This is a genomic window from Pseudomonas sp. NPDC087614, assembly GCF_044743485.1.
Classification (GTDB): Bacteria; Pseudomonadota; Gammaproteobacteria; order Pseudomonadales; family Pseudomonadaceae; genus Aquipseudomonas; species Aquipseudomonas baetica_A.
Map to the genome: position 1 here is coordinate 42478 of NZ_JBIUWN010000002.1, position 21151 is coordinate 63628.

Below are 21151 nucleotides of genomic sequence, written 5' to 3' on the forward strand. Positions count from 1 at the left end.
TTCCCGAAGGCGGCATGTCATTCAGCATTTATTTGGCTGATACACCGCATTCGGGAGCAAGCCCCCTCCCACAAAGGCCCCTCTCACACAGGCGTGTGTGGCCTCAATAGTTACAGCAATTCGAAGCTCTGCTGCGTCACGTCCTGCGAATCAAGACCGATCTGCACGTTGAATTTGCCGGGCTCTGCCGCGTACTTGAGCTGAGCGTTGTAGAACTTCAGGTCATCCTCGGTGATGGTGAAGTGCACGACTTTCTGTTCGCCGGCCTTGAGCATGATTTTCTGGAAGTTCTTCAGTTCCTTCACCGGGCGGATCATCGAACCGGTGACGTCCTGAATGTACAACTGCACCACGGTTTCGCCGTCGCGCTTGCCGGTGTTTTTCACCGTGACACTGGCGTCGAGCTTGCCGGTGGCGTTCAGGGTGGTCGATGACAGCGCCATGTCGTTCAGGCTGAAACCGGTGTAGCTCAGGCCATAGCCGAACGGGAACAGTGGGCCGGTGATGTCATCGAAATATTGCGAGGTGTAGTTGCCCGGTTTGCCCGGCGTGAACGGCCGGCCAATGCTCAGGTGGTTGTAGTAGGTGGGAATCTGCCCGACGGAGCGCGGGAAGGTCACCGGCAGTTTGCCCGACGGGTTGTAGTCACCGAACAGCACATCGGCGATGGCGTTGCCGCCCTCGGTGCCGCTGAACCAGGTTTCCAGAATGGCGTCGGCCGATTCCTTTTCCTCAAGGATGGTCAGCGGACGGCCGTTCATCAGCACCAGTACCAGCGGTTTGCCGGTCGCTTTCAGGGCTCGGATCAACTCACGCTGAGTTTGCGGGATGTTCAGGTTGGTGCGGCTGGAGGATTCGTGTGACATGCCGCGGGATTCGCCCACTGCCGCAACGACCACGTCAGCGTCTTTGGCGGCTTTCACCGCTTCGTCGATCAGCACACTGGCCGGGCGTGGATCATCGACCACTTCCGGTGCATCGAAGTTGAGGAAGTTCAGGTAGTCGAGGACCTTCTTGTTGCTGGTGATGTTGGCGCCACGGGCGTAGATCAGGTTCGACTTGTCGCCGATCACGTTGCTCATGCCGTCGAACAGGGTCACCGATTGCGCCGGCTTACCGGCCGCCGCCCAACTGCCCATCATGTCGATCGGCGCCTTGGCCAATGGACCGACCAGCGCGATTTTCGCGGTTTTCTTCAGCGGCAGGGTTTCGTTCTGGTTTTTCAGCAGCACCAGGCTGCGACGCGCCACTTCACGGGCCTCGCGACGGTGCATGCGACTTTCGGCATAGGTGTCGGCCGGATCGTCTTCAGCCTTGCCGATGCGCAGGTACGGGTCCTTGAACAAGCCCATGTCGTACTTGGCCGCGAGCACTTCGCGCACGGCATTGTCGATGTCTTTCTGTTCGATCTCGCCGGACTTGAGCAGGCCCGGCAGCTCTTTGCCGTACAGGGTGTCGTTCATGCTCATGTCGATGCCGGCCTTGATCGCCAGCTTCGCCGCTTCACGACCGTCGCGGGCCACGCCGTGCTTGATCAGCTCGAAGATCGCACCGTGGTCGCTGACCGCCAGGCCTTTGAAGCCCCAGTCCTTGCGTAGCAAATCGTTCATCAGCCAGGTGTTGGCGGTGGCCGGAATGCCGTTGATCGAATTCAACGCGACCATCACGCCGCCGGCGCCGGCATCAATCGCGGCGCGGTACGGTGGCAGGTAATCCTGGTACATCTTCACCGGGCTCATGTCCACGGTGTTGTAGTCACGACCACCCTCGACCGCGCCGTACAGGGCAAAGTGCTTGACGCTGGCCATGATGCTGTCGGCGGCGCTCGGGGACTGGCCCTGATAAGCCTTGACCATGACTTTGGCGATGCGCGAGGTCAGGTAGGTGTCCTCACCGAAACCTTCGGAGCTGCGGCCCCAACGCGGATCGCGGGAGATGTCGACCATCGGCGCGAAGGTGATGTCGAGGCTGTCGGCCGCCGCTTCTTTGGCCGCCACGCGTCCGGACAGGCCGATGGCGTCCATGTCCCAGCTCGACGCCAGGGCCAGCGGAATCGGGAAAATCGTACGGTGACCGTGGATCACGTCGTACGCAAAAAACATCGGAATCTTCAGACGGCTGCGCATGGCCGCGTCCTGCATCGGCCGGTTTTCCGGGCGAGTGATGGAGTTGAACGTGCCGCCGATGTTGCCCGCGGCGATTTCCTTGCGGATCAGTTCGCGGGGCATTTGCGGGCCGATGCTGATCAGGCGCAACTGGCCGATCTTCTCTTCGAGGGTCATTTGGCTCATCAGGTGGCTGATGAACGCGTCCTTGTTTTCCAGGGGCGCCGGGGTCGTGGCGGCCAATACGTGATGACTGGCCAGGCTGACGAGCAGACCCAGCAAACACAGCTTCTTCATGAATGTTTTTCTCAAGGGCCCAAGCGGCAATGCAATGCCGGCCAGCCAAAATGTTGGGAGCGACTATTGTTGTTCGGGTGCCGGCTCAAAAATACCGAGCCAAAAAACCACAGCCGACACTCGGTAGCGTGAACGCGCAGGGCACTTTTTAGCCCATTCGCCCGTCGCATTCCAGTGACGAGGCCGATTATGCCCCAAGAGCCGGTCCCGAAGTTTTCGCCGACGGTTTTTAATGAAATGTGCCAAGGAGCATCACTTTGATGAATGTCAGCCCAATCAACCGCTCGCGTCTGCAGGTCGCCACATTGCTGGTGCTGGCCACGCTATTGACCGCGTGCGGCATCAACAACATCCCGACCCTCGACGAGCAGGCCAAAGCGGCCTGGAGCCAAGTGCAGAACCAGTACCAGCGCCGCGCCGACCTGATCCCCAATCTGGTCGAAACGGTGAAAGGCTACGCCAAGCATGAAGAGGCGACCCTGACCGCCGTGATCGAGGCGCGGGCCAAGGCGACGTCGATCCAGGTGGATGCCAGCACCCTCGACAACCCGCAAAAGCTCAAGCAGTTCCAACAGGCACAGGATCAACTGAGCGGCGCGTTGAGCCGTTTGATGGTGGTCTCTGAGCGTTATCCGGACCTGAAGGCCAACCAGAACTTTCTGGCCCTGCAGTCGCAGCTTGAGGGCACGGAAAACCGTATCTCCGTGGCGCGGCGCGATTTCATTCTGGCGGTGCAGAAATACAACACTGAAATCCGCACCTTCCCGGGACGCCTCTGGCACAGCGTGATGTACAGCGACCTGCCGATCCGCGAAACCTTTGAAGCCACCACCCCCGGTGCAGAAAAGGCGCCCGAAGTGAAGTTCTGATCCGAGGTTGCCCATGCGTGTGTTGAAAATGGGCCTGGTGCTGATGCTGTGGCTGTTCGCCGTCAGCGCCCGGGCCGAGTTGACGTTCCCGGCGCTGAGCGGGCGGGTGGTGGATGACGCGCAGATGATCGAGCCGTCAGTGCGTGCGCAACTGAGCCAGCAGTTGCAGGCGCACGAACAGGCGACCGGCGAGCAATTGGTCGTGGTGACGCTGCCGGATCTGCAAGGCACCACCATCGAAGATTTTGGCGTGCAACTGGGCCGGCACTGGGGCATCGGCCAGAAAGACAAAAACAACGGCGCATTGCTTATCGTCGCCCGGGACGAGCGCAAATTGCGCATTGAAGTCGGTTATGGCCTGGAGGACCGGCTGACCGATGCGCAGACGTCGGTGATCATCCATCAAGTCATCACCCCCGCGTTCAAGACCGGCCACTTCAGCAAGGGCATCAGCGACGGCGTGGCGGCGATGCTGGTGGTGCTGGGGGGCAATCCGCTGGACGAACCGTCAACGGTGTATGAACCCGGCGGTGATCCTTCCGATGATTTCATCTCTCGGCACCCGACGTTGTTCGTGTTTTTAGTGATGTTGTTCATCCTGACGGTGTTTGTCTGCCAGATGCTCGGTATCCTTCCCGCCGGCCGTGGCGGCTCCGGTGGTGGCGGTGGCTTTGGCGGTGGAGGTTTTGGCGGCGGCAGTGGAGGCGGGGGCTTTAGCGGCGGCGGGGGCAGTTTCGGCGGCGGTGGTTCGTCGGGCGGCTGGTGAGCACACAACAATAATGAGCAGGCACTCTTTGACATGGCATTACTGACTGAACACGAACAACGCAAAGTCGCCGAGGCGATCGCCCGCGTCGAGCGCGACACCGATGCGGAACTGGTGACCGTGCTGGCCGCCCGCGCCGACGATTACGCGTACATCCCGTTGCTGTGGGCCAGCCTGCTGGCGCTGGTGGTACCAGGCGTTGTGCATTACCTGACCGGCTGGCTCACCATGCGCAGTCTGCTGCTGGTGCAGTGGGGCATTTTCATTGTGCTGTGCCTGTTGTTTCGCTTGCCCAAGATCACCACTCATCTGGTGCCTCGCCGGGTGCGTCACTGGCGCGCCTCGAATCTGGCGCGTCGGCAGTTTCTCGAACAGAACCTGCATCACACGGTGGGCAGCACCGGAATGCTGATTTTTGTCTGCGAGGCTGAGCGGTACGTGGAGATTCTGGTGGATGAGGGGATTTCCCGGCGACTGGACAATAAAAGCTGGGATGCCATTGTCGCGGCGTTTACCGAGCAGGTGCGGCAGGGGCGCACGCTGCAAGGGTTTGTCACCTGCATCGAGGCGTGTGGCGAATTGCTCAAAGTGCATGTGCCGGTGACGCAGGTACGCAATGAATTGCCGAATCGGTTGGTGGTGTTGGGTTAAATCTCTGGGCGCAGCAGTGCCCTGTGGTGAGGGGGCCGGCGCAGTTTATGCCGTTCGGTAAATAAGAGCGTGTCCCCAACCCGCATCCCCCCTAAAATACCCGCCATTCCCGATTCGCCCCGTCCGAGGCCGCTTGTTCATGTCCGTCACCGCCCCCACCGCGCCATCTGCGCCGGATCACCACGCCCAGTTCATCGAGCTGCTGCAAACCAGCCTCGAACAGAACGGCTTCATCAAACTGGTGCTGGCCAAGTACGTCGGCGAAGAGGCGGATCTGCAACGGGTCATCATCAAACCAGTGACGGTCAAGGCGCAGCCTAACCTGTCCTTTGTTTATCGCTACAAGACCCGCGACATCACCAAGAACCTGCCGTTGCTGGAAGGCGTAGCGATGATCGCCGCGCTGGTGCCGGCCTCGTTCAAAAATGCGCATTTGCTGGCGTTGACTGACGAAGCACAGCTCGAATACAGCAAAAAGGGCAAGCCTTCGCTCTTCAGGAGCAAACCTCAGCAATTGCGTGAGGCTCCGTCCGCTGAGCACAACCGTGAGAAAAACCGCTTTCTGGAGCTGAGCCGTCCGTTCCTCAAGGATCTGGGCGTAACCAACGCGCAGCATGAGCTGATCCCGGCCATGTCGCGCAAGTGGAAGCAGATCAACAAGTTCATCGAAGTGTTCAGCCATGCCCTGACCTCGTCACCGCTGGCGCTGGACAAACCGGTGCGGGTCGCGGATTTCGGTTCGGGCAAGGGTTACCTGACGTTTGCGATTCACGACTACTTGCGCAACACCTTGAAGGCCGAGGGCGAAGTCACCGGCGTCGAGTTGCGTGAAGATATGGTCAACCTGTGCAATAGCGCTGCGGCAAAGCTGGATCACCCGGGGCTGGTATTCAAATGCGGTGATGTGCGCAGCGTCGCGCCGAGCGAGCTGGACGTGATGATCGCCCTGCATGCCTGCGACATCGCCACCGATTACGCCATCCACACGGGCATCCGTTCGGGCGCCTCAATCATCATGTGCTCGCCGTGCTGCCACAAACAGATCCGCTTGCAGATCCAGAGCCCGGCGCTGCTCAAGCCAATGCTGCAATACGGTTTGCACCTGGGGCAGCAAGCGGAGATGGTCACCGACAGTCTGCGTGCGCTGTTCCTTGAGGCCTGTGGTTACGAAACCAAGGTGTTCGAGTTCATCTCGCTGGATCACACCAACAAGAACAAGATGATTCTGGCGGTCAAACGCGCCGAACCGGTGGACCCGGCTCAGTTGCTGGTGAAGATTCAGGAATTGAAGGCGTTCTACAACATCAGCGAGCACTGCCTGGAAACCCTGCTGCGCGCGGATGGTTACCTCTGATCCTGTGACAGCGGCGGTGCGCCGATTCGACTTGCTCGCGAAGGCGTGCTGACAGTCAACGAAGCTGTCGGTTGTCAGGGCCCCTTCGCGAGCAAGCCCGCCCCAGAGTATTTGCGTCCCACACACAACCTGTGATCGACGCAGAATCTGTGTGCGGGCTTGCCCGCGAAGAACGATAACTCGGTAGTAGTCGGTTATTACCTGCTCGTCCCGATAAGGTCTACCTTGAATACTCCCGCAAGCCCTTTCCCAGAGGAGTCCTCCCCATGGCCGCGAAAAAGATCCTGATGCTGGTCGGCGATTACGTCGAAGATTACGAAGTCATGGTGCCGTTCCAGGCCCTGCAAATGGTCGGTCACACCGTCCACGCCGTGTGCCCGGACAAGGCTGCCGGCAACACCGTGCGCACCGCCATCCATGACTTTGAAGGCGATCAGACCTACAGCGAAAAACCCGGTCACCTGTTCGCACTCAATTTCGATTTCGCCAAGGTCAGCGAGAGCGATTACGACGCGCTGCTGATTCCCGGCGGTCGTGCCCCGGAATACCTGCGTCTGAACGAAAAAGTCCTCGAACTGGTGCGCGCCTTCGACAAGGCCGGCAAGCCGATCGCCGCCGTTTGCCACGGTGCCCAGTTGCTGGCGGCAGCGGGCGTGTTAAAAGGACGTGAATGCAGCGCCTATCCGGCTTGCGCGCCGGAAGTCCGACTGGCGGGCGGCACGTACATCGACATCCCCGTGACCGACGGCCACGTTCAAGGCAATCTGGCCACCGCGCCGGCCTGGCCTGCGCATCCGAACTGGCTGGCCGGGTTCCTCGGTCTGCTCGGCACCCAAATCACCCTGTAACGAGGATTCGCCCATGTGCGAGCTCTACGTCAAGGCCGACCCGATCCTCTACGAATCGCGCTCGCGTTCATTGCGCATCTGCGGGGTGGTGACGACGTTGCGCCTGGAGAACCAGTTCTGGGACATCCTGCGCGAAATCGCCGAGGTCGACGGTATGACCACTAACCAGTTGATCGCCAAACTGTACGAAGAGGTGATGGATTATCGCGGAGAGGTGGTGAACTTTGCGTCGTTCTTGCGGGTGAGTTGTACGCGGTATCTGAGTCAGCGCCGGGTGGCTGAGACGCCGTTGTCGGTGGTGCGGGCGCGGGTGAAATAGCCGGGGCCGAGTCGCCTCATTCGCGAGCAAGCCTGCGCCCACACGGGGAATGCGTTCCAGATGTGGGAGCCGCTTGCTTGCGAAGAGGCTGGTTCAGGCGACAGAAGTCTGAGGCTGGTCTTTACTCATTGGCGCGAAACCTCTCAACCGCCAAGGAGAAACGAGCATGTCCGGATGGTACGAAGTCAGTAAAAGCAGCAACGGCCAGTTCAGGTTTGTGCTGAAAGCCGCCAACGCTGAAACCATTCTCACCAGCGAGCTCTACACCACCCGCGCGGCAGCCGACAATGGCATTGCTTCGGTGCAGACCAACAGCCCGCTGGATGAACGCTACGAGAAAAAAACGACGAAGGACGGGCATCCGTACTTCAACCTCAAGGCCGCCAATCATCAGATCATCGGCAGCAGCGAGTCGTACTCCTCAGACGCCGCTTGCGCCAAAGGCATCGCCAGCGTCAAGGCCAACGGGCCAACCACAACCATCAAGGACAAGACCCTGCCGGTCCTCTAAGGAACGCTGAAGGTCAACAGGTGGGCGGGCTTGCTCGCGAAGGCGTCAGGCCCGCGGACATCAGACCTCGACGGGTACCGAAAGCTTGGGGCTCCCCAACGCATGGGTCTTCGCATCAAAAAACCGCAACTCAACCCCAGTCCCTTCAAACACCTTGGCGTAATGCCGCTTCTGATGCTGAATGAACGCCGCACTGCGCGGATAAATCGAGATCGCCACGGCGTTCGGTTTCGCCAAACGCAGCGCCCGGACAATGTGAGCGTCCTGTTCACTCAAGGCATGGCCGAAGATGCATAAACTGTCGCCATGCCCCAATAACTGCGCATAACAGAACGACAGATAATCCGAGCTGCGAATGGTTTTGAGTTTTTCGGCACTTGGCCCTTCAGCGACGAACAGCGGCACGTCATCCAGGGTTTTGATCGTGTTGTTGATCGCAAAACTGCCGAGCAGCGTGCCCTCGGTGGAGGTCAGTTTGCGCGCGGTGCCGTCCTGATTGCGCACCAGGTGCAGACCACCGTGCAGATACAGCAAGCGCGGTTTTTCAGTCGCACTTTCACTCAGATCAAAACTTGCATTCGTGCCATTGAACAGATCGTCAATGGCCTCGCTTTTGTGCTGCAGCGCCCAATAGTTGAGCAAGTCGTAATTGGTGGTAAACACCGTGCGATAGCGCGCCAGTTCTTCGTTGAGCGTGGTCAGCGTCGAGGCCTGAACCCGTCGCCACGGGATATGAACGGCGTGCACGGTGTTGATCAGCGCTTCCTTGATCGCGTAGTAGCGATTGCGCGGTGCGGCTGAGCTGATGGCCAGTGCCTTGTTCACCCGGCTGGTGGTTTTCAGTGCGCCCAGTACCTGCTCGAAGCTGCGCGTGTGCATCGCGTCGAACACGGCCAGTTCCGACGGGCTCAGCGGTTTCTCTGTCACGGTGCGGGCATTTTCGAACAGCGAGTCGTAGCCGAAGTCGTCCCACACGGCGCGGCTGGCGCCGTTACCCACCAGCAAACCCTTGAAGTCGGTCGCGGTGCGCAAGGCATTCCAGTCTTCGAGAGTGGCGTCGACATCCAGAAAATCGGTCATTGCGTGGGAGGTCTCAAAACAAAGGGGCTGATGGGCGGCGACTTTATCACGAGCGGGCATTGAGCCAGATCAACATCCGCCGTGACCGATCAGTCGATCCTGTGTGCGTCCGCCGGATCGCAGCAGTCGATTCGGCCCCAGTCAGGAGAGGCGCATGAGCAGCACTTTTTTCATTCCAGCCGTAAATATCATGGGCAGCGGATGCCTGGATGAAGCCATGGTCGCGATCCGCAACTATGGTTTTCGCAAGGCGCTGATCGTCACCGACGCGGGGCTGTCCAAGGCGGGCGTGGCGGCGATGGTCGCCGAGAAACTGGCGATGCAGGACATTGATTCGGTGATTTTCGACGGCGCCAAACCGAACCCCAGCATCGCCAACGTCGAATCAGGGCTGGGGCTGCTCAAGGAAAGCCGCTGTGATTTCGTGGTGTCGCTAGGCGGTGGTTCACCCCACGACTGCGCCAAGGGCATCGCCTTGTGTGCCACGAATGGCGGGCAGATCCGCGACTACGAAGGGGTCGACCAATCCACAAAGCCGCAACTGCCGCTGGTCGCCATCAACACCACCGCCGGCACCGCCAGCGAGATGACCCGGTTCTGCATCATCACCGACGAATCGCGCCACGTAAAAATGGCCATCGTCGACCGCAACGTCACGCCGCTGCTGTCGGTCAACGACCCGGCGCTGATGGTCGCCATGCCGAAAAGCCTGACCGCCGCCACCGGCATGGACGCGCTGACCCACGCCATCGAAGCCTATGTGTCGACCGCCGCCAACCCGATCACCGACGCCTGCGCGCTGAAGGCCATGACCCTGATCAGCAACAATCTGCGCCTGGCCGTGCGCGATGGCAGCGACCTCACCGCGCGGGAGAACATGGCGTATGCGCAGTTCCTCGCGGGCATGGCGTTCAACAACGCTTCGCTCGGCTTCGTGCATGCGATGGCGCACCAGTTGGGCGGTTTTTACGACTTGCCCCATGGCGTGTGTAACGCCGTATTGCTGCCCCATGTGCAGACGTTTAACGCGTTGGTGTGTGCTGAACGTTTGACCGATGTGGCGCAGGCCATGGGGGCCGATGTTCGCGGTTTCAGCCCTGAAGAGGGCGCTCAGGCGGCGATCAACGCGATCCGTTGTCTGGCCGGCGACGTCGAGATCCCCGGTGGTTTGCGTGAACTGGGCGCCAAACTCACGGACATCCCGATCCTGGCCACCAATGCTCTGAAAGACGCGTGCGGCCTGACCAACCCACGGGCGGCGGATCAGCGCCAGATCGAGGAGATTTTCCGCAACGCGTTTTGAAGTGCGCGGATTGGGCGAACAGCCTTGAATGGATTGTTCGCCTGGTTTATGTACCCTTTGGCGAGACCGTAAATGTCCGGATACGCGCCCAATCGGAAACCTTGCCCGCCACGCGGTGAATGGCCGAAATCCGATGGGGGCCTGCCGACATCGATGCCTGTGTTCGCCAACTCAGGTCACCCTCCACCGTTGCCGAGGCAATCCACAGGTTGGCGTCGAGGTCAATAATGTCCACGATGCCACCGGGCTGTCGTACATCGCCTGATAGAACCGCAGCGTTATCCGTCTGTTCTCCTTCCTGCGGCGTGCCAATCGCAGGTGCAGCGACATCCGGTTGCAGGAGGACATTAAACAAACGAACGTCAGTCCATGGGGATGTTTCGTCGTCGAACGTTTGGCGGGCGTGAATACGGTGTGGTCCCTGCGCAAGATCGCCACTGAAACTAAAGGCCCATCGGCCGTTTGCATTGACGGGGCCTTTTCCGTGCAACTGTGTGTTTTCGATGTCCCACACTTCGACAAAAGCCATAGGTACACCGACGCCCAGTAAGAGTGTTGCCGGGCCCGTTTTGGTGTCTGCGGCAGGGTCGGTGATGACGGGGGCAGGTACGGACTCAATGTTGGAGTGGGGCGAAGTGCTCATGATGTGCTCTCGTTGCCGGGTGGAGTGAAGCGAGAGGTTGGCACGGTTCTTTTGATGGAGAACCTGTAAGAAGTAACAGTTCTTTAGGTTTTTTTGTTCGATGAATAATTGCGATTTCTTCTAAAAGACTGTCATTTCTATCAGTTGTGGTCTGTGGTTGACTCGGATCGAATGGCCCGGGAAACGGATCAAACCCGATCTCGTAAGGAGCCTACGAACATGTCACGAACTAACGCACGTGAAGCGCAGTCAGCCGGTGAAATCGATCGTTCCTTTGCAAATGCAGGGTTGCAAACGCTGCAATTCCCAGGTGCACGCAAGACCGTCGGTCAGGGTGTCGCGACAACGCCCACCGGTCAGATGATGGTTTGTGCGACCGTCACCGATGCATCGGGCAATGTGTGTTATGGCTTGGCGCGTCTGCTCGCCGATGGTCATCTTGATCCGACTTTTGGCCAGGCCGGCTATGTCGTGGGGCAATACAGGCGTGATGTGCCCTCACACGGCGGGACACTCAGCATCGATGCAAGCGGCGGGATCTGGGTGTGCGGACTCATCAAAGGGACGTCTGTCGATTACGAGCAAATCATTGCGCGCTTTCTGCCGGACGGTTCGCCTGATCTTGAGTTCGGTGACGGTCAGAGCGGTTACAAAATTGTTCCCATGCGCGTTCCTTCTCTCTTCGGTGCGGTGGCCGCAAGCCTTGAATTGGCGCAATCGGACCAAAAAGCGGCGGCGCACGACAGGTTGCTTTTTGCCACGTCGAAACAGGGGGGCGCGCTGCTTGCGCGCTTTTTCCTCGATGGCAGCGATGACACCGCGTTTAATGCCAACGGCTGGATCTACATCACGCACCCCGGCGTCGCCATCCAGTTGCAAGGCGTCACGCAACTGAACAGTGGGCTGATACTGGTTTATGGCAAGACAGAAGTCACCCATCAGGGGTGGATCATGGCGTTCGACAATGCCGGACAGGTTGCGAAGTCATTCGGCAATGACGGTACGTTGTTGTTGAACATTCGCAATGAAGGCACGCCGCTGGAAAGCTCGGTGAACGGCATCGTAGAGCAGTCGGCACAGCGCTTACTCTTGATCGGCGCCGCTGTCGAGGCGGCTGGCGGGGAGAAACGTCAACATGCGTTCATGACCGGTATCACCCACGGCGGCGAAATTGATCCGTCGTTCAATGGCGGCGCGCCGGTTCTTAGCGCTTCGACGCAACCACAGGAACTCAAGAGCTGGGTTGCTGGGTTTGCAGTGGGTGATTCTGCGGATCAGCGCATAGTCACCGTGGGTCAGACCTCGGGTGGGCATCGCAATCTGTTGACGGGGGGCTTCCTGAAGGACGGGGCGGTGGACGAGTCGTTTGATCTCGAGGGCACGGCCGAGATCGACTGGATCGCCCGCGATGCCTGCTTGCAAGACGCTTCGGTCGTGGTGCTGGGAACAAAGAACGAATCCGCACAGTTGATCCGATTGCTGACCCACAGTTGATAGGGCGTTGAAACACGGTTTCTTGGGGGGATGAGCGGTCTCGCGATGACAGTGCATTGCGTGGCACCGGCTAGCTCCACTGGTGTGTCGGGACCGAATCAGCGACTGGCCATTTAGCATTCACTCGGTTGAAACCGTTCGTTCAGGAGGGGATAGTGCGCGGCTGAAAAGCTATCGAGGAGCGGGATGTGACAATGAAGTCTGGATTGATCGGCGGTGTGGCGCTGTGTGGGTGGCTGATGGCGGGGCAGGTGTTTGCCGATTGCACGCCGGCGCCGGTAATGGGTGACGAGGATTTGTCAGTCTGCAAGGACTGGCCGGCTTACCCGGGACTGACCATCAGCGCCAAAACCCGGTTCACGCCTGCCGCCGCTGGCGCGCTCAGCACCCATGATCTGGACCTGTCGGTGCTGAAAGACGCGCAACCGAAGCCGGTTGCGACTTACCACCAGGCCACTGCTTTCGTGATGGATGGCGCCAGCTTGCGCGAGCTGACACTGGATACGGCGCGCTACAAACTCGCCCCCGACCTTCGCGCATTTGGTCTACGTGCACGACTCACCAATGGTTCTCGCCTCAATCCGATGGATGAAAGCCAGCTCTCGCTTTACGTCAGGGAGGGCGAAAAATTGCGCCCAGTCCTGCGTCAGTTGGTGGTTTATGAGTACGGCGGCGAGTGGGATGACAACTGCGCTGGGGAGCGCTTCGAGATCTCAAGAACTATCGATATCGCTAAAACGAGCTCCCACGGTTACGCAGACTTGATCGTCAAAACCCAGCAAACAGGCACGAAAAGCGAAGGTGAAGGGGACGCGTGTGAAGATAAAACCACCGTCTACAAACCGGTTTTGACAACCTTGCGTTATGACGGAAAGTCTTACGTCCTGCCGCCAGGTTTCAAAGGTCTGTAGCCAGCCTGCCAACAACGATTTTTATCAAGGAAGAACCATGCCTACCCCCACCAGACTCCTTATCGCCCTCGGTTTTCTGGCTGTCACTGCCCAAGCCCAAGCCGCCTGCACCACAAACGCTTTCGACGGCCAATCACTGTCACGCTGCATCGTCTGGCCGGCCTTCCCGAGTCAGGCGATCGCGGTCAAGTCCACCTACCTTGCTGATGCCGGTGGCGACGATGCCGGGGTGTTCGATCTGGATCTGGCGATCGTCAACGCCAGCAATGCCAAACCCGTCGCCACTTACCGTAAACCGGGCGCGTACAACTCCGATGCCGTGCGGTTTGATGATCTGCGTGTCGACACAGGCCGCTACCGACTGGCGCCGGATGTCCGTGCTTTTGGCCTGCGTTCGAAGTTCGTCCACAGTTCCCGCGCCATTCCCTACGAGAAAACCGATCTGGCGCTGTATGTGCGCGAGGGCAATACCTTGCGCCCGGTGCTGGAAGGTTTGGTGATCTACAAGAACAATGGCGAATTCATGAGTGATTGCGAGGGTTACGCCAGGAAGATCCGCAGAACCATCGAGGTCGGTTCATCAAGTCACTACGGTTTCGCCGATCTGATCGTCACCACCAGCGGCACCAAAATGAAAAACACCCAATCGGGAAAACAGTGCGTTTCAAAAAACACCAACCTGAAGAAAACCCGAATCACCCTGACCTACGACGGCCAACAATACGTCGTGCCTGAAGACCTCAGAGGTTACTGAACCGATGCTCACAGGCCTCAATCCGTCAATGAGCCCAGCCGCAGCTAGGGGGCAGACCGCGATATGCCGAATCTGCATGTCGGCATGCGTTTCTACGACGAGTCCTGACCCGACGCGTTGAGCTGATATAGACTGGCCGTCATTTGCGTCGTCATGTGCAGGTGTTCCATGACCCCATCGTTGTTAATGGCCGTACTGGCCTCGGGTTTCATTTATGGCATCACGCCGGGGCCTGGTGTGCTGGCGGTGTTCGGCATCGGCGCGGCGCATGGGCGCAGAGCGGGGGCAGGGTTTCTGTGTGGTCATCTGCTCGGGGATGTGGTTTGGTGCAGCACGGCGTTGATCGCGATTGTTGGCGCCCGAGAAATCGGCAGCACCGCATTTGATGTGCTCGGCGTGCTCAGCGGGGTGTATCTGTTCTGGCTCGGTTGGCGGGCGGTGCGTGCCCAGCGCCGCAACGATGACGAACCGCAAGGCGCGGCGCGCAGGCCGTTCTGGCACGGCATTGTGTTCGGCCTGACCAACCCCAAGGCTTACCCGGTCGCGGTGGCGACATTTACCGCGCTGTTATCCAGCCGCGCCGAATTGCTCAACTGGACGATGCTGCCGGCGCTGATCGCCTTGAGCTTTCTGGGCGGGTTGTCGGCTTACGCTATCCTCACCGGCGTTGTCGGCGCGCAGCGGGTGCGCGCGCTGTATCAACGGCATGAGCGGCTGATCACCCGTTTGTGTGGCGTGATGTTCATGGGGTTCGCCATCAATGCGCTGGTGCATGCACTGCCAGGGCTGATGCCGGACAGGGCTTGATTTTGTTTGCAGGGATGAGCACTCACAAGGTCAGGGATGGTTGATAAACGCTACATGACTTGGACTCCCACGCTGAACCATGGAAAGCCCAAACTCCGCGCCATTGGCGAGTTTCATCGACCTGTTGCTGGACGCCGTTTGTGCAGTCGATAAGCAAGGCCGCTTCGTTTTTGTCAGCGCGGCCTGCGAGCGGGTTTTCGGCTACACGCCAGACGAGTTGATCGGCCGTCCGATGATCGAACTGGTGCACCCGGCTGATCGTCAGCGCACCCTGGCGGCCGCCAGTCAAATCATGGGCGGTGAGCCCAAGCACAACTTCGAGAACCGCTACATACGCAAGGACGGCAGCGTGGCCCACATCCTCTGGTCGGCGCGCTGGTCGGAGGTCGATCAACTGCGCATTGCCGTGGCCCGTGACATTACCGAGCGCAAACAAGCCGAATCGCGACAAGCGGCGTTGTATGCGATTTCCGAGGCGGCGCATGCGTCGGAGGACTTGTTAGCGCTGTTCAAACGCATCCACCTGATCATCGGCGAGTGGCTGCCGGCACTGAATTTCTCCGTAGCGCTCTACGACGATCAGTGTGCTCAGCTGAATTTCCCCTATCACGTCAACGATCACGAGTTGCAGCCTGAACAACCCGGCACCGTCACCGGACGTCTGTGTGCGCAAGTCATCCGTAGCGGTAAGCCGATTCTTCTGACGCCGGAAAGTCCCGATTCGGCGCCCGATTTCGCCGCGCTGGTGGCGGGGCAGAATTCTTCTTGCTGGCTCGGCGTTCCGTTGAACTCGAAAAACGGCACCATCGGTGCGCTGATCGTCAAAAGCCTGCCGGGCGGCGAGCGCTACACCGAGCAAGACAAAGAACTGCTGCAATATGTCTGCGCCCAAGTGGCCACGGCCATTGAGCGTCAGCAGTTACACGCCCGTCTGCGACGCATGGCGCAGTACGATCAACTGACGCAATTGCCCAATCGTGAGTTGCTTCGCGATCGCGTGAAGGCTGCGTTGACCTGCGCCCGCGAACAAAAGGGGCACATGGCGTTGCTGTATGTCGATCTGGATCGTTTCAAGCAGGTCAACGACACTTTCGGGCATGCCGTGGGCGACATGCTGCTGCAAACCGTGGCCAGTCGCCTCAAGGGTTGCGTGCGCGAGACTGACACGGTGGCGCGCATTGGCGGTGACGAATTCGTTGTGCTGCTGCACAGCGTTCAAGCAACGGAAGATGCCGACAGCGTGGCGCAAAAGCTGCGACAAGTGCTGGTACAACCCATGCGCCTGGATGGCCACAACTTGCAAATTGAACCGAGTATCGGCGTCGCCCGCTACCCCGAGCACGGCCGCGAGGAACAGCAACTGTTCCGCCATGCCGATCAAGCAATGTATGCCGCCAAACGGCTGAATCATCGGGCGCTGGATATCTGAACGGGGGGGCACCGTTCGTCGTGGTAACTGCAACTTTTCTAAACCTTTGTCGGCCAGGAAATTCTCAATCAATGCAGGGCATCTGCTCGCCGCGCTCATTATCAAGAGCGAGAGAAACCTGCCGGATACAAGTCATTCGAACTGGGCAAACTTCGCCAACGACCGAACGAAGGCTTCTGAAACGGGTCGCAAGGGTGGGGAAATCACCACAACGACTGTCGAAAACCGAAAGGAGTCAAGCCCGTTCAGACATCGACGTCGTCGGTGAAGGTGATTTTGATTGAGCGGCGGGGCCTGAGCTTCCGCTTGAATTTACAGAGAAGGAGGGCGCGACCATGAGCCGGATGGCCACCCGTATACGCACTTTCAGTTTTGTCACCGTACTGGGCCTGTTTGCCAGCAGTGCTTTCGCCCAGTCGCCCGCCGAATTCATCAACGATGCGTCCGCCAAAGGCATGGCCGACATCGAGGCCAGCCGTATGGCGCATCAGAAGACCGAATCCAAAGAGGTCAAGGATTACACCATCGTGGTCATCAACGACCGCACCACGGCCAACCAGCACTTGGCGAAGATTGCCAAAAAGCTCGATCTTCCCGTCGCGCCCCGTGAAGAAATGGCCGACAAGGCCAAGCAACTGATACCGCAAGTGAAGGACGGCGCGACCTTCGACCAGGCCTACGCCGCCAGTCAGGTGAAAGCCACCGAAGAAGCCATTGAGCAGATCCAGCAGCAAGCGCAGACCACCGACGTGCCGGAGATCAAAGCCTTCGCCGATGAGACGTTGCCCAAACTGCAAAATCACCTGCAAATGGCCCGAGCGCTGCAAGCCAGCCGCTAAGGGCAGACCTCAAATAAAAACGGCGCTTTGGCGCCGTTTTTGATTATCAGCAGTCATTCAAGGTTCAACACTGCTCCCTCGCCCAGCTTGCGGAAGTGTTCGGACAACGCCTCCAGTTGCTTCAAATTCGGTGCTTCCAAGCTGAACATGGCTTCTGCTAACTAACAGTAATCCATCAATCTTCAAATGCAGAATGTCGGTGTCGCGGTTCTGCGTGTTCTGGATCAGGAGAACCATCAGGAAGGTGATGATGGTGGTCGAGGTATTGATGATCAGTTGCCAAGTGTCGCAGTAATGAAAAATCGGCCCGCTCAAACCCCACAACCCGATCAAGATCAACGCCACCATAAAAATCTTCGGGATTCCGGCTAGAGTACGAATTTTTGCGAGATTTTTGCGAATTTCATAGCTGTGGTCATTATGGGTGGGTGGGCGTTTGAAATCCTGACACTTATGGATTGCCGAAAATTTTACTTAGAACTGTCTGCCATCAATGAAGGTATGTGAAATCCATCGACGATGGCTTCTCCGTTTAGTGGGCGAACTTCCATTGTGCAGGTTTGTGTCTAGTATCAAGTGGTAGTCAAATTGCCAGCAGCTCATTACACGGATCGACATCACGCAAGAGGCCACTCATGGAATTCTTCGAAAAGCTAGCCAGCTTAGCCGCTAAAGTCCGATTGCAGAGCGCTGCAATCCATACGGAAGAAGCGACGAAAAATGCGTTCGTCATGCCATTCATCAGTACGGTCTTGGGATATGACGTCTTTGACCCGACGGAGGTAACGCCCGAATTTGTCTGTGACGTGGGTACGAAGAAGGGCGAGAAAATAGATTACGCCGTCATGAAAGACGGCGAAGTACAGATACTCATCGAGTGCAAGAAAATTGGTGAGTCACTGCATATCAATCATGCATCTCAGCTCTTTCGGTATTTTCACGTCACTAGCGCTCGTATATCAATCCTAACTAACGGACAGGTCTACAAGTTTTTCACCGACTTGGACGCCCCGAACAAGATGGATGAAAAGCCATTTTTGGAACTGGATCTCTTGGATATAGACGAGTATTCAGTTCCCGAACTGATCAAATTGACAAAATCGGCATTTGATGTTGATTCCATCATAAGTGCGGCTGGCGAATTGAAGTATGTCAGTCAAATAAAGAAGGTTATTGCGGCTCAGGTCAGCAAACCGGATGATGATTTCGTGAAGGTTTTCGCCTCTCGTGTTTATGACGGTGTGATCACGCAAAAAGTACGTGAGCAATTTCAAGAACTGACAAGAAAAGCCGTTGTGCAGTTTTTAAATGACCAGATCAATGACCGGCTCAAATCTGCAATGAGTGGAGCTATTCAACCTGCGTTAGCGTCTTTGCCTTCAGCTTCTGTCGGGACTGATCCAGTAGATCCGCGTGACGAATCAGACGACAAAATTTTAACAACGCTGGAAGAGTTAGAGGGATATCACATCGTTCGAGCGCTGGTACGGTCGGTGGTCGATGCCAAGCGAATCGTTCAGCGAGACACGCAGAGTTACTTTGGGATTTTGCTGGATGACAACAATCGCAAACCCATCTGTCGATTGCATTTCAATCGGTCGCAGAAGTACATAGGTATTTTTGATGAAGAAAAAAACGAAACACGTCATCCGATCAGCTCAGTCGATGACATCTATGAGTATTCAGATCATTTGAAAAAAACAGTTGGATACTACGACTAATCGATAAATCGGCCTTAAAGGCCGATTTTCAATTTTCTACGATTTATTGACGTGACCCATCGCTTCACGATACTGACGGATCAGCATGAAACTCAACTTACATTTGGCGATGCGAAGTGCCGTCGTGTAAGTCCGAAAGGTCAAGGTCGGGTTCGGTTGGTATGAGCATTAGGCGCGGTTCTGAAAGTTTGTCGTCGCGCGCGACGGTCATGCGATAAATGACGTAGCTGTACTAGCAATCACGTTAGGGATCTTCTATCGAGCAGTTGGCGGTGAACTGACACCCTTTGCAATGTAGCTCTGGAACCGGCTGTATAGCAGCCTGTATCGTGGCGAAACTGTTGAAAGTCCCAAAAGGAAAACACAATGAGTTGGTCCGCCAAACAATACGTCGCTTTTGAAGATGAACGTACCCGCCCGGCCCGCGATCTGCTGGCGGCGATTCCCACGGCGCAGGCCCGGTCAGTGGTGGATATCGGTTGCGGTCCCGGCAACTCGACGGCGCTTTTGGTGCAGCGTTTTCCAGGGGCAAAAGTCAGCGGGCTCGACAGTTCACCGGACATGATCGACGCAGCGCGCAAGCGCTTGCCACAGTTGCAATTCGACGTGACCGAGATTGATCAATGGGCCGATGCGGGTCCGTTTGATGTGATCTTCGCCAACGCGGTGTTGCAGTGCGTACCGGATCACGCCAGTTTGCTGCCGGCGCTGGCAAGCAAACTCTCGTCGGGCGGCAGTCTGGCGATTCAAATGCCCGACAACCTCAATGAGCCTTCCCATCGACTGATGCGCGAAGTCGCCGCCAACGGCCCATGGGCCAGCAAACTCGCCGGCGCCGCCGGTCAGCGAACCGATATGGCAAGTGCCGGTGATTATTTCTCGATGTTGCGACCGCATTGTGCCCGGGTCGATGTGTGGCGCACGACGTATCACCATCAGTTGTCAGGCGGGGCAGCGGGGGTGGTGGAGTGGTTCAAGGGCAGCGGGTTGATTCCGTTTCTGGACCCGCTGACCGAGGCGCAGCGCACGCAGTATCTGGAGCAGTATCTGGCAGAAGTCGCGAAGGCTTACCCTGCGCTGGCGGATGGCTCGGTGCTGTTGCCGTTTCCGCGGTTGTTTATTGTGGCGACGCGTTGAGATTCGACTTGAGAAGTCAGGCGTTGCCGCAACTCTCTCCCTTTGGGAGAGGGTCTTTGGTTCTATTGCAATCTCAGCGTTGCACCGCCACCAACATCATCATCGGCCGCTCCTGTTCTTCAGCCAGCGCCGGTTGCGCTGCGATATCCGCATCGCTTGGGCCCCATTCGTTGACATGGCGAATGCTGAAACCCGCGCCAATCAATGAATTGAGCAACGTGCCGACCGTGCGATGCTGTTTGATCACGCCCTCGGCCAGCCAGTTCGTTACGCGTTCGCCTTCCAGCTGATAACTGTCCAGCGGCCAGCGCTTGCGACCTTCACTGTCGATCAGCCAACCCGGATTGCGCGGTGCCATGAAGATCGGGTGCTCGATGGAAAACACGAAGTGCGAACCCGGTTTCAGCGCGCTGTAGAGGTGGGCAAACAGCCCCGGCAGATCCTTGATGTAGTGCAGCGCGAGCGAGCTGTAAGCCAGGTCATAGCAGCAGGCGGGCAAGTCGAGTTGTTCAAGGTCGGCACGTTCGTAGCGGATGTTCGCTGCTGTGGTGGTTTGGCGTGCGCGTTCCAGCATTTTTTCCGAGACATCCAGCCCCAGCACGTTAGCCGCGCCCTGTTCGCTGGCCCAGCGGCTGAACCAGCCATAGCCGCAGCCCAGGTCCACCACGTTCAAACCATGCAGGGGGGGCAGCAGCGCTTTGAGCGCCGGCCATTCCGGCGCGGCATCGAGGCCGCCGATGGAGCGGTTCATCTGGCTGTAGCCCTGGAAAAACTCGGGATCGTCGTAAATGTTTTGAGTCATGGGTGAAGTGCTCTTTTGAGTTCAGTCGTCAGCGGCAAATTGGCCGTGATTGGGATTCCCTCGAAAGTGATGACGCGTATTCGTCGATGGCCGCGCAGGGGGGAGGGGGTGGTTGATGAGGAAATGCTAGCGGGGCGCGCGCCAAGTGAGAACCGGTGCAGTGTTGTCGATCTGTAAAGTCGGGCGAATTGCCGTTTTTTTGTGGGTGCGTAAACGCTTTCTGGAGGCCGTGTTTAAAGGTATTCGGTGTTACGTCCTGAAGCCTGCAAACCCTTGAGCTGTTGCCTGCCGGTACGCCAGAATTCGCCGGCTTGTGTGCCTGGAGGGTGGTCGGTAACTTGATAGGCCAAATCATGGGCTCTACCAACGAGCCCGAACCGGTGTTTCTCGCCATTCCGGCGTACGACACCGAGTCCCTGCTTGCTTTCTACAGCGCGTAAAAAAACCGGCCATCAAGGCCGGTTTTTTCTGTTTCTGCATCCCCCGCCGAACAGTGCGACGTGAGACCTCT

General features: G+C 58.1%; 20 protein-coding genes and 1 pseudogene. 16 read left to right on the forward strand and 5 right to left on the reverse strand.

Going from position 1 to position 21151, the window contains the following annotated elements; all coding sequences use genetic code 11:
* Window positions 1-110: 110 nt before the first annotated feature.
* Entirely contained in the window at window positions 111-2402 is a 2292-nt protein-coding gene (gene bglX / locus ACIOWA_RS01040; protein WP_401157746.1) for a beta-glucosidase BglX, read from the reverse strand.
* 260 nt (window positions 2403-2662) lie between these two features.
* On the opposite strand from bglX, the gene ACIOWA_RS01045 reads away from it, so the two are divergent.
* The 7 genes from ACIOWA_RS01045 (at window position 2663) to ACIOWA_RS01075 (ending at window position 7720) form a co-directional block, all read left to right on the forward strand.
* Complete coding sequence (locus ACIOWA_RS01045; RefSeq protein WP_401133237.1) at window positions 2663-3271, forward strand: LemA family protein; 609 nt, start codon at window positions 2663-2665, stop codon at window positions 3269-3271.
* A 13-nt stretch (window positions 3272-3284) separates the two neighbouring features.
* Window positions 3285-4037: a TPM domain-containing protein gene (locus ACIOWA_RS01050; protein ID WP_401157748.1), complete on the forward strand. Its 753-nt coding sequence runs from the start codon at window positions 3285-3287 to the stop codon at window positions 4035-4037.
* A 33-nt stretch (window positions 4038-4070) separates the two neighbouring features.
* Complete coding sequence (locus ACIOWA_RS01055) at window positions 4071-4688, forward strand: hypothetical protein (protein WP_339430691.1); 618 nt, start codon at window positions 4071-4073, stop codon at window positions 4686-4688.
* A 139-nt stretch (window positions 4689-4827) separates the two neighbouring features.
* On the forward strand, window positions 4828-6042 hold the full coding sequence (locus ACIOWA_RS01060; protein WP_339465984.1) for an SAM-dependent methyltransferase: 1215 nt from the start codon (window positions 4828-4830) through the stop codon (window positions 6040-6042).
* A 266-nt stretch (window positions 6043-6308) separates the two neighbouring features.
* Window positions 6309-6890, forward strand: coding sequence for a DJ-1/PfpI family protein (locus ACIOWA_RS01065; protein WP_401157750.1), 582 nt, complete (start codon window positions 6309-6311; stop codon window positions 6888-6890).
* A gap of 13 nt (window positions 6891-6903) precedes the next feature.
* Window positions 6904-7209: a ribbon-helix-helix domain-containing protein gene (locus ACIOWA_RS01070; RefSeq protein WP_339430694.1), complete on the forward strand. Its 306-nt coding sequence runs from the start codon at window positions 6904-6906 to the stop codon at window positions 7207-7209.
* A gap of 166 nt (window positions 7210-7375) precedes the next feature.
* A complete protein-coding gene (locus tag ACIOWA_RS01075; RefSeq protein ID WP_339493671.1) occupies window positions 7376-7720 on the forward strand; it encodes a YegP family protein in 345 nt (114 codons plus the stop codon).
* 60 nt (window positions 7721-7780) lie between these two features.
* On the opposite strand, the gene ACIOWA_RS01080 is transcribed toward ACIOWA_RS01075, so the two are convergent.
* The gene (locus ACIOWA_RS01080; protein WP_339430696.1) at window positions 7781-8800 is read right to left on the reverse strand and encodes a DUF4917 family protein; all 1020 of its coding nucleotides are present in this window, start codon (window positions 8798-8800) and stop codon (window positions 7781-7783) included.
* 154 nt (window positions 8801-8954) lie between these two features.
* Here ACIOWA_RS01080 and yiaY point away from each other — a divergent pair, with 154 nt between their 5' ends.
* Window positions 8955-10103 carry an L-threonine dehydrogenase gene (gene yiaY, locus ACIOWA_RS01085; RefSeq protein WP_401157753.1) on the forward strand — a complete coding sequence of 383 codons (1149 nt, stop codon included), beginning with the start codon at window positions 8955-8957 and terminating at the stop codon, window positions 10101-10103.
* A 46-nt stretch (window positions 10104-10149) separates the two neighbouring features.
* Here the strand turns inward: yiaY and ACIOWA_RS01090 are convergent, their stop codons facing one another.
* Entirely contained in the window at window positions 10150-10746 is a 597-nt protein-coding gene (locus ACIOWA_RS01090) for a hypothetical protein (protein ID WP_401157755.1), read from the reverse strand.
* 219 nt (window positions 10747-10965) lie between these two features.
* Here ACIOWA_RS01090 and ACIOWA_RS01095 point away from each other — a divergent pair, with 219 nt between their 5' ends.
* The 6 genes from ACIOWA_RS01095 (at window position 10966) to ACIOWA_RS01120 (ending at window position 16980) form a co-directional block, all read left to right on the forward strand.
* Window positions 10966-12240: a hypothetical protein gene (locus ACIOWA_RS01095; protein WP_401157757.1), complete on the forward strand. Its 1275-nt coding sequence runs from the start codon at window positions 10966-10968 to the stop codon at window positions 12238-12240.
* Between the two features lie 194 nt (window positions 12241-12434).
* A complete protein-coding gene (locus tag ACIOWA_RS01100) occupies window positions 12435-13151 on the forward strand; it encodes a hypothetical protein (protein WP_339465989.1) in 717 nt (238 codons plus the stop codon).
* Window positions 13152-13188: 37 nt separating this feature from the next.
* A complete protein-coding gene (locus ACIOWA_RS01105; protein WP_401157759.1) occupies window positions 13189-13905 on the forward strand; it encodes a hypothetical protein in 717 nt (238 codons plus the stop codon).
* Window positions 13906-14073: 168 nt separating this feature from the next.
* Window positions 14074-14712, forward strand: a complete 639-nt coding sequence (locus tag ACIOWA_RS01110) for a LysE family translocator (RefSeq protein ID WP_401157761.1) — start codon at window positions 14074-14076, stop codon at window positions 14710-14712.
* Window positions 14713-14791: 79 nt separating this feature from the next.
* Window positions 14792-16141 carry a diguanylate cyclase domain-containing protein gene (locus tag ACIOWA_RS01115; protein ID WP_339493668.1) on the forward strand — a complete coding sequence of 450 codons (1350 nt, stop codon included), beginning with the start codon at window positions 14792-14794 and terminating at the stop codon, window positions 16139-16141.
* A 335-nt stretch (window positions 16142-16476) separates the two neighbouring features.
* Window positions 16477-16980, forward strand: coding sequence for a DUF4142 domain-containing protein (locus ACIOWA_RS01120; RefSeq protein WP_221731372.1), 504 nt, complete (start codon window positions 16477-16479; stop codon window positions 16978-16980).
* Window positions 16981-17033: 53 nt separating this feature from the next.
* On the opposite strand, the pseudogene ACIOWA_RS01125 reads toward ACIOWA_RS01120, so the two are convergent.
* Window positions 17034-17387 (reverse strand): annotated as a pseudogene (locus tag ACIOWA_RS01125) (low affinity iron permease family protein).
* A 228-nt stretch (window positions 17388-17615) separates the two neighbouring features.
* Between ACIOWA_RS01125 and ACIOWA_RS01130 the strand changes: the two are divergent.
* Together ACIOWA_RS01130 and tam are read left to right on the forward strand one after the other, a co-directional pair.
* Complete coding sequence (locus tag ACIOWA_RS01130; RefSeq protein ID WP_339430706.1) at window positions 17616-18701, forward strand: type I restriction endonuclease; 1086 nt, start codon at window positions 17616-17618, stop codon at window positions 18699-18701.
* A gap of 366 nt (window positions 18702-19067) precedes the next feature.
* Window positions 19068-19838: a trans-aconitate 2-methyltransferase gene (tam, locus tag ACIOWA_RS01135; protein WP_401157764.1), complete on the forward strand. Its 771-nt coding sequence runs from the start codon at window positions 19068-19070 to the stop codon at window positions 19836-19838.
* Between the two features lie 73 nt (window positions 19839-19911).
* Here tam and ACIOWA_RS01140 read toward each other — a convergent pair whose 3' ends face one another.
* Window positions 19912-20640 carry a class I SAM-dependent methyltransferase gene (locus ACIOWA_RS01140; protein ID WP_339430717.1) on the reverse strand — a complete coding sequence of 243 codons (729 nt, stop codon included), beginning with the start codon at window positions 20638-20640 and terminating at the stop codon, window positions 19912-19914.
* Window positions 20641-21151 lie beyond the last annotated feature (511 nt).

What these genes read in the sequence shown, in the direction of transcription:
- bglX (WP_401157746.1), bottom strand. Translation starts at nt 2,402, where the DNA reads ATGAAGAAGCTGTGTTTGCTGGGTCTGCTCGTCAGCCTGGCCAGTCAT.
- ACIOWA_RS01045 (WP_401133237.1), top strand. Translation starts at nt 2,663, where the DNA reads ATGAATGTCAGCCCAATCAACCGCTCGCGTCTGCAGGTCGCCACATTG.
- ACIOWA_RS01050 (WP_401157748.1), top strand. Translation starts at nt 3,285, where the DNA reads ATGCGTGTGTTGAAAATGGGCCTGGTGCTGATGCTGTGGCTGTTCGCC.
- ACIOWA_RS01055 (WP_339430691.1), top strand. Translation starts at nt 4,071, where the DNA reads ATGGCATTACTGACTGAACACGAACAACGCAAAGTCGCCGAGGCGATC.
- ACIOWA_RS01060 (WP_339465984.1), top strand. Translation starts at nt 4,828, where the DNA reads ATGTCCGTCACCGCCCCCACCGCGCCATCTGCGCCGGATCACCACGCC.
- ACIOWA_RS01065 (WP_401157750.1), top strand. Translation starts at nt 6,309, where the DNA reads ATGGCCGCGAAAAAGATCCTGATGCTGGTCGGCGATTACGTCGAAGAT.
- ACIOWA_RS01070 (WP_339430694.1), top strand. Translation starts at nt 6,904, where the DNA reads ATGTGCGAGCTCTACGTCAAGGCCGACCCGATCCTCTACGAATCGCGC.
- ACIOWA_RS01075 (WP_339493671.1), top strand. Translation starts at nt 7,376, where the DNA reads ATGTCCGGATGGTACGAAGTCAGTAAAAGCAGCAACGGCCAGTTCAGG.
- ACIOWA_RS01080 (WP_339430696.1), bottom strand. Translation starts at nt 8,800, where the DNA reads ATGACCGATTTTCTGGATGTCGACGCCACTCTCGAAGACTGGAATGCC.
- yiaY (WP_401157753.1), top strand. Translation starts at nt 8,955, where the DNA reads ATGAGCAGCACTTTTTTCATTCCAGCCGTAAATATCATGGGCAGCGGA.
- ACIOWA_RS01090 (WP_401157755.1), bottom strand. Translation starts at nt 10,746, where the DNA reads ATGAGCACTTCGCCCCACTCCAACATTGAGTCCGTACCTGCCCCCGTC.
- ACIOWA_RS01095 (WP_401157757.1), top strand. Translation starts at nt 10,966, where the DNA reads ATGTCACGAACTAACGCACGTGAAGCGCAGTCAGCCGGTGAAATCGAT.
- ACIOWA_RS01100 (WP_339465989.1), top strand. Translation starts at nt 12,435, where the DNA reads ATGAAGTCTGGATTGATCGGCGGTGTGGCGCTGTGTGGGTGGCTGATG.
- ACIOWA_RS01105 (WP_401157759.1), top strand. Translation starts at nt 13,189, where the DNA reads ATGCCTACCCCCACCAGACTCCTTATCGCCCTCGGTTTTCTGGCTGTC.
- ACIOWA_RS01110 (WP_401157761.1), top strand. Translation starts at nt 14,074, where the DNA reads ATGACCCCATCGTTGTTAATGGCCGTACTGGCCTCGGGTTTCATTTAT.
- ACIOWA_RS01115 (WP_339493668.1), top strand. Translation starts at nt 14,792, where the DNA reads ATGGAAAGCCCAAACTCCGCGCCATTGGCGAGTTTCATCGACCTGTTG.
- ACIOWA_RS01120 (WP_221731372.1), top strand. Translation starts at nt 16,477, where the DNA reads ATGAGCCGGATGGCCACCCGTATACGCACTTTCAGTTTTGTCACCGTA.
- ACIOWA_RS01130 (WP_339430706.1), top strand. Translation starts at nt 17,616, where the DNA reads ATGGAATTCTTCGAAAAGCTAGCCAGCTTAGCCGCTAAAGTCCGATTG.
- tam (WP_401157764.1), top strand. Translation starts at nt 19,068, where the DNA reads ATGAGTTGGTCCGCCAAACAATACGTCGCTTTTGAAGATGAACGTACC.
- ACIOWA_RS01140 (WP_339430717.1), bottom strand. Translation starts at nt 20,640, where the DNA reads ATGACTCAAAACATTTACGACGATCCCGAGTTTTTCCAGGGCTACAGC.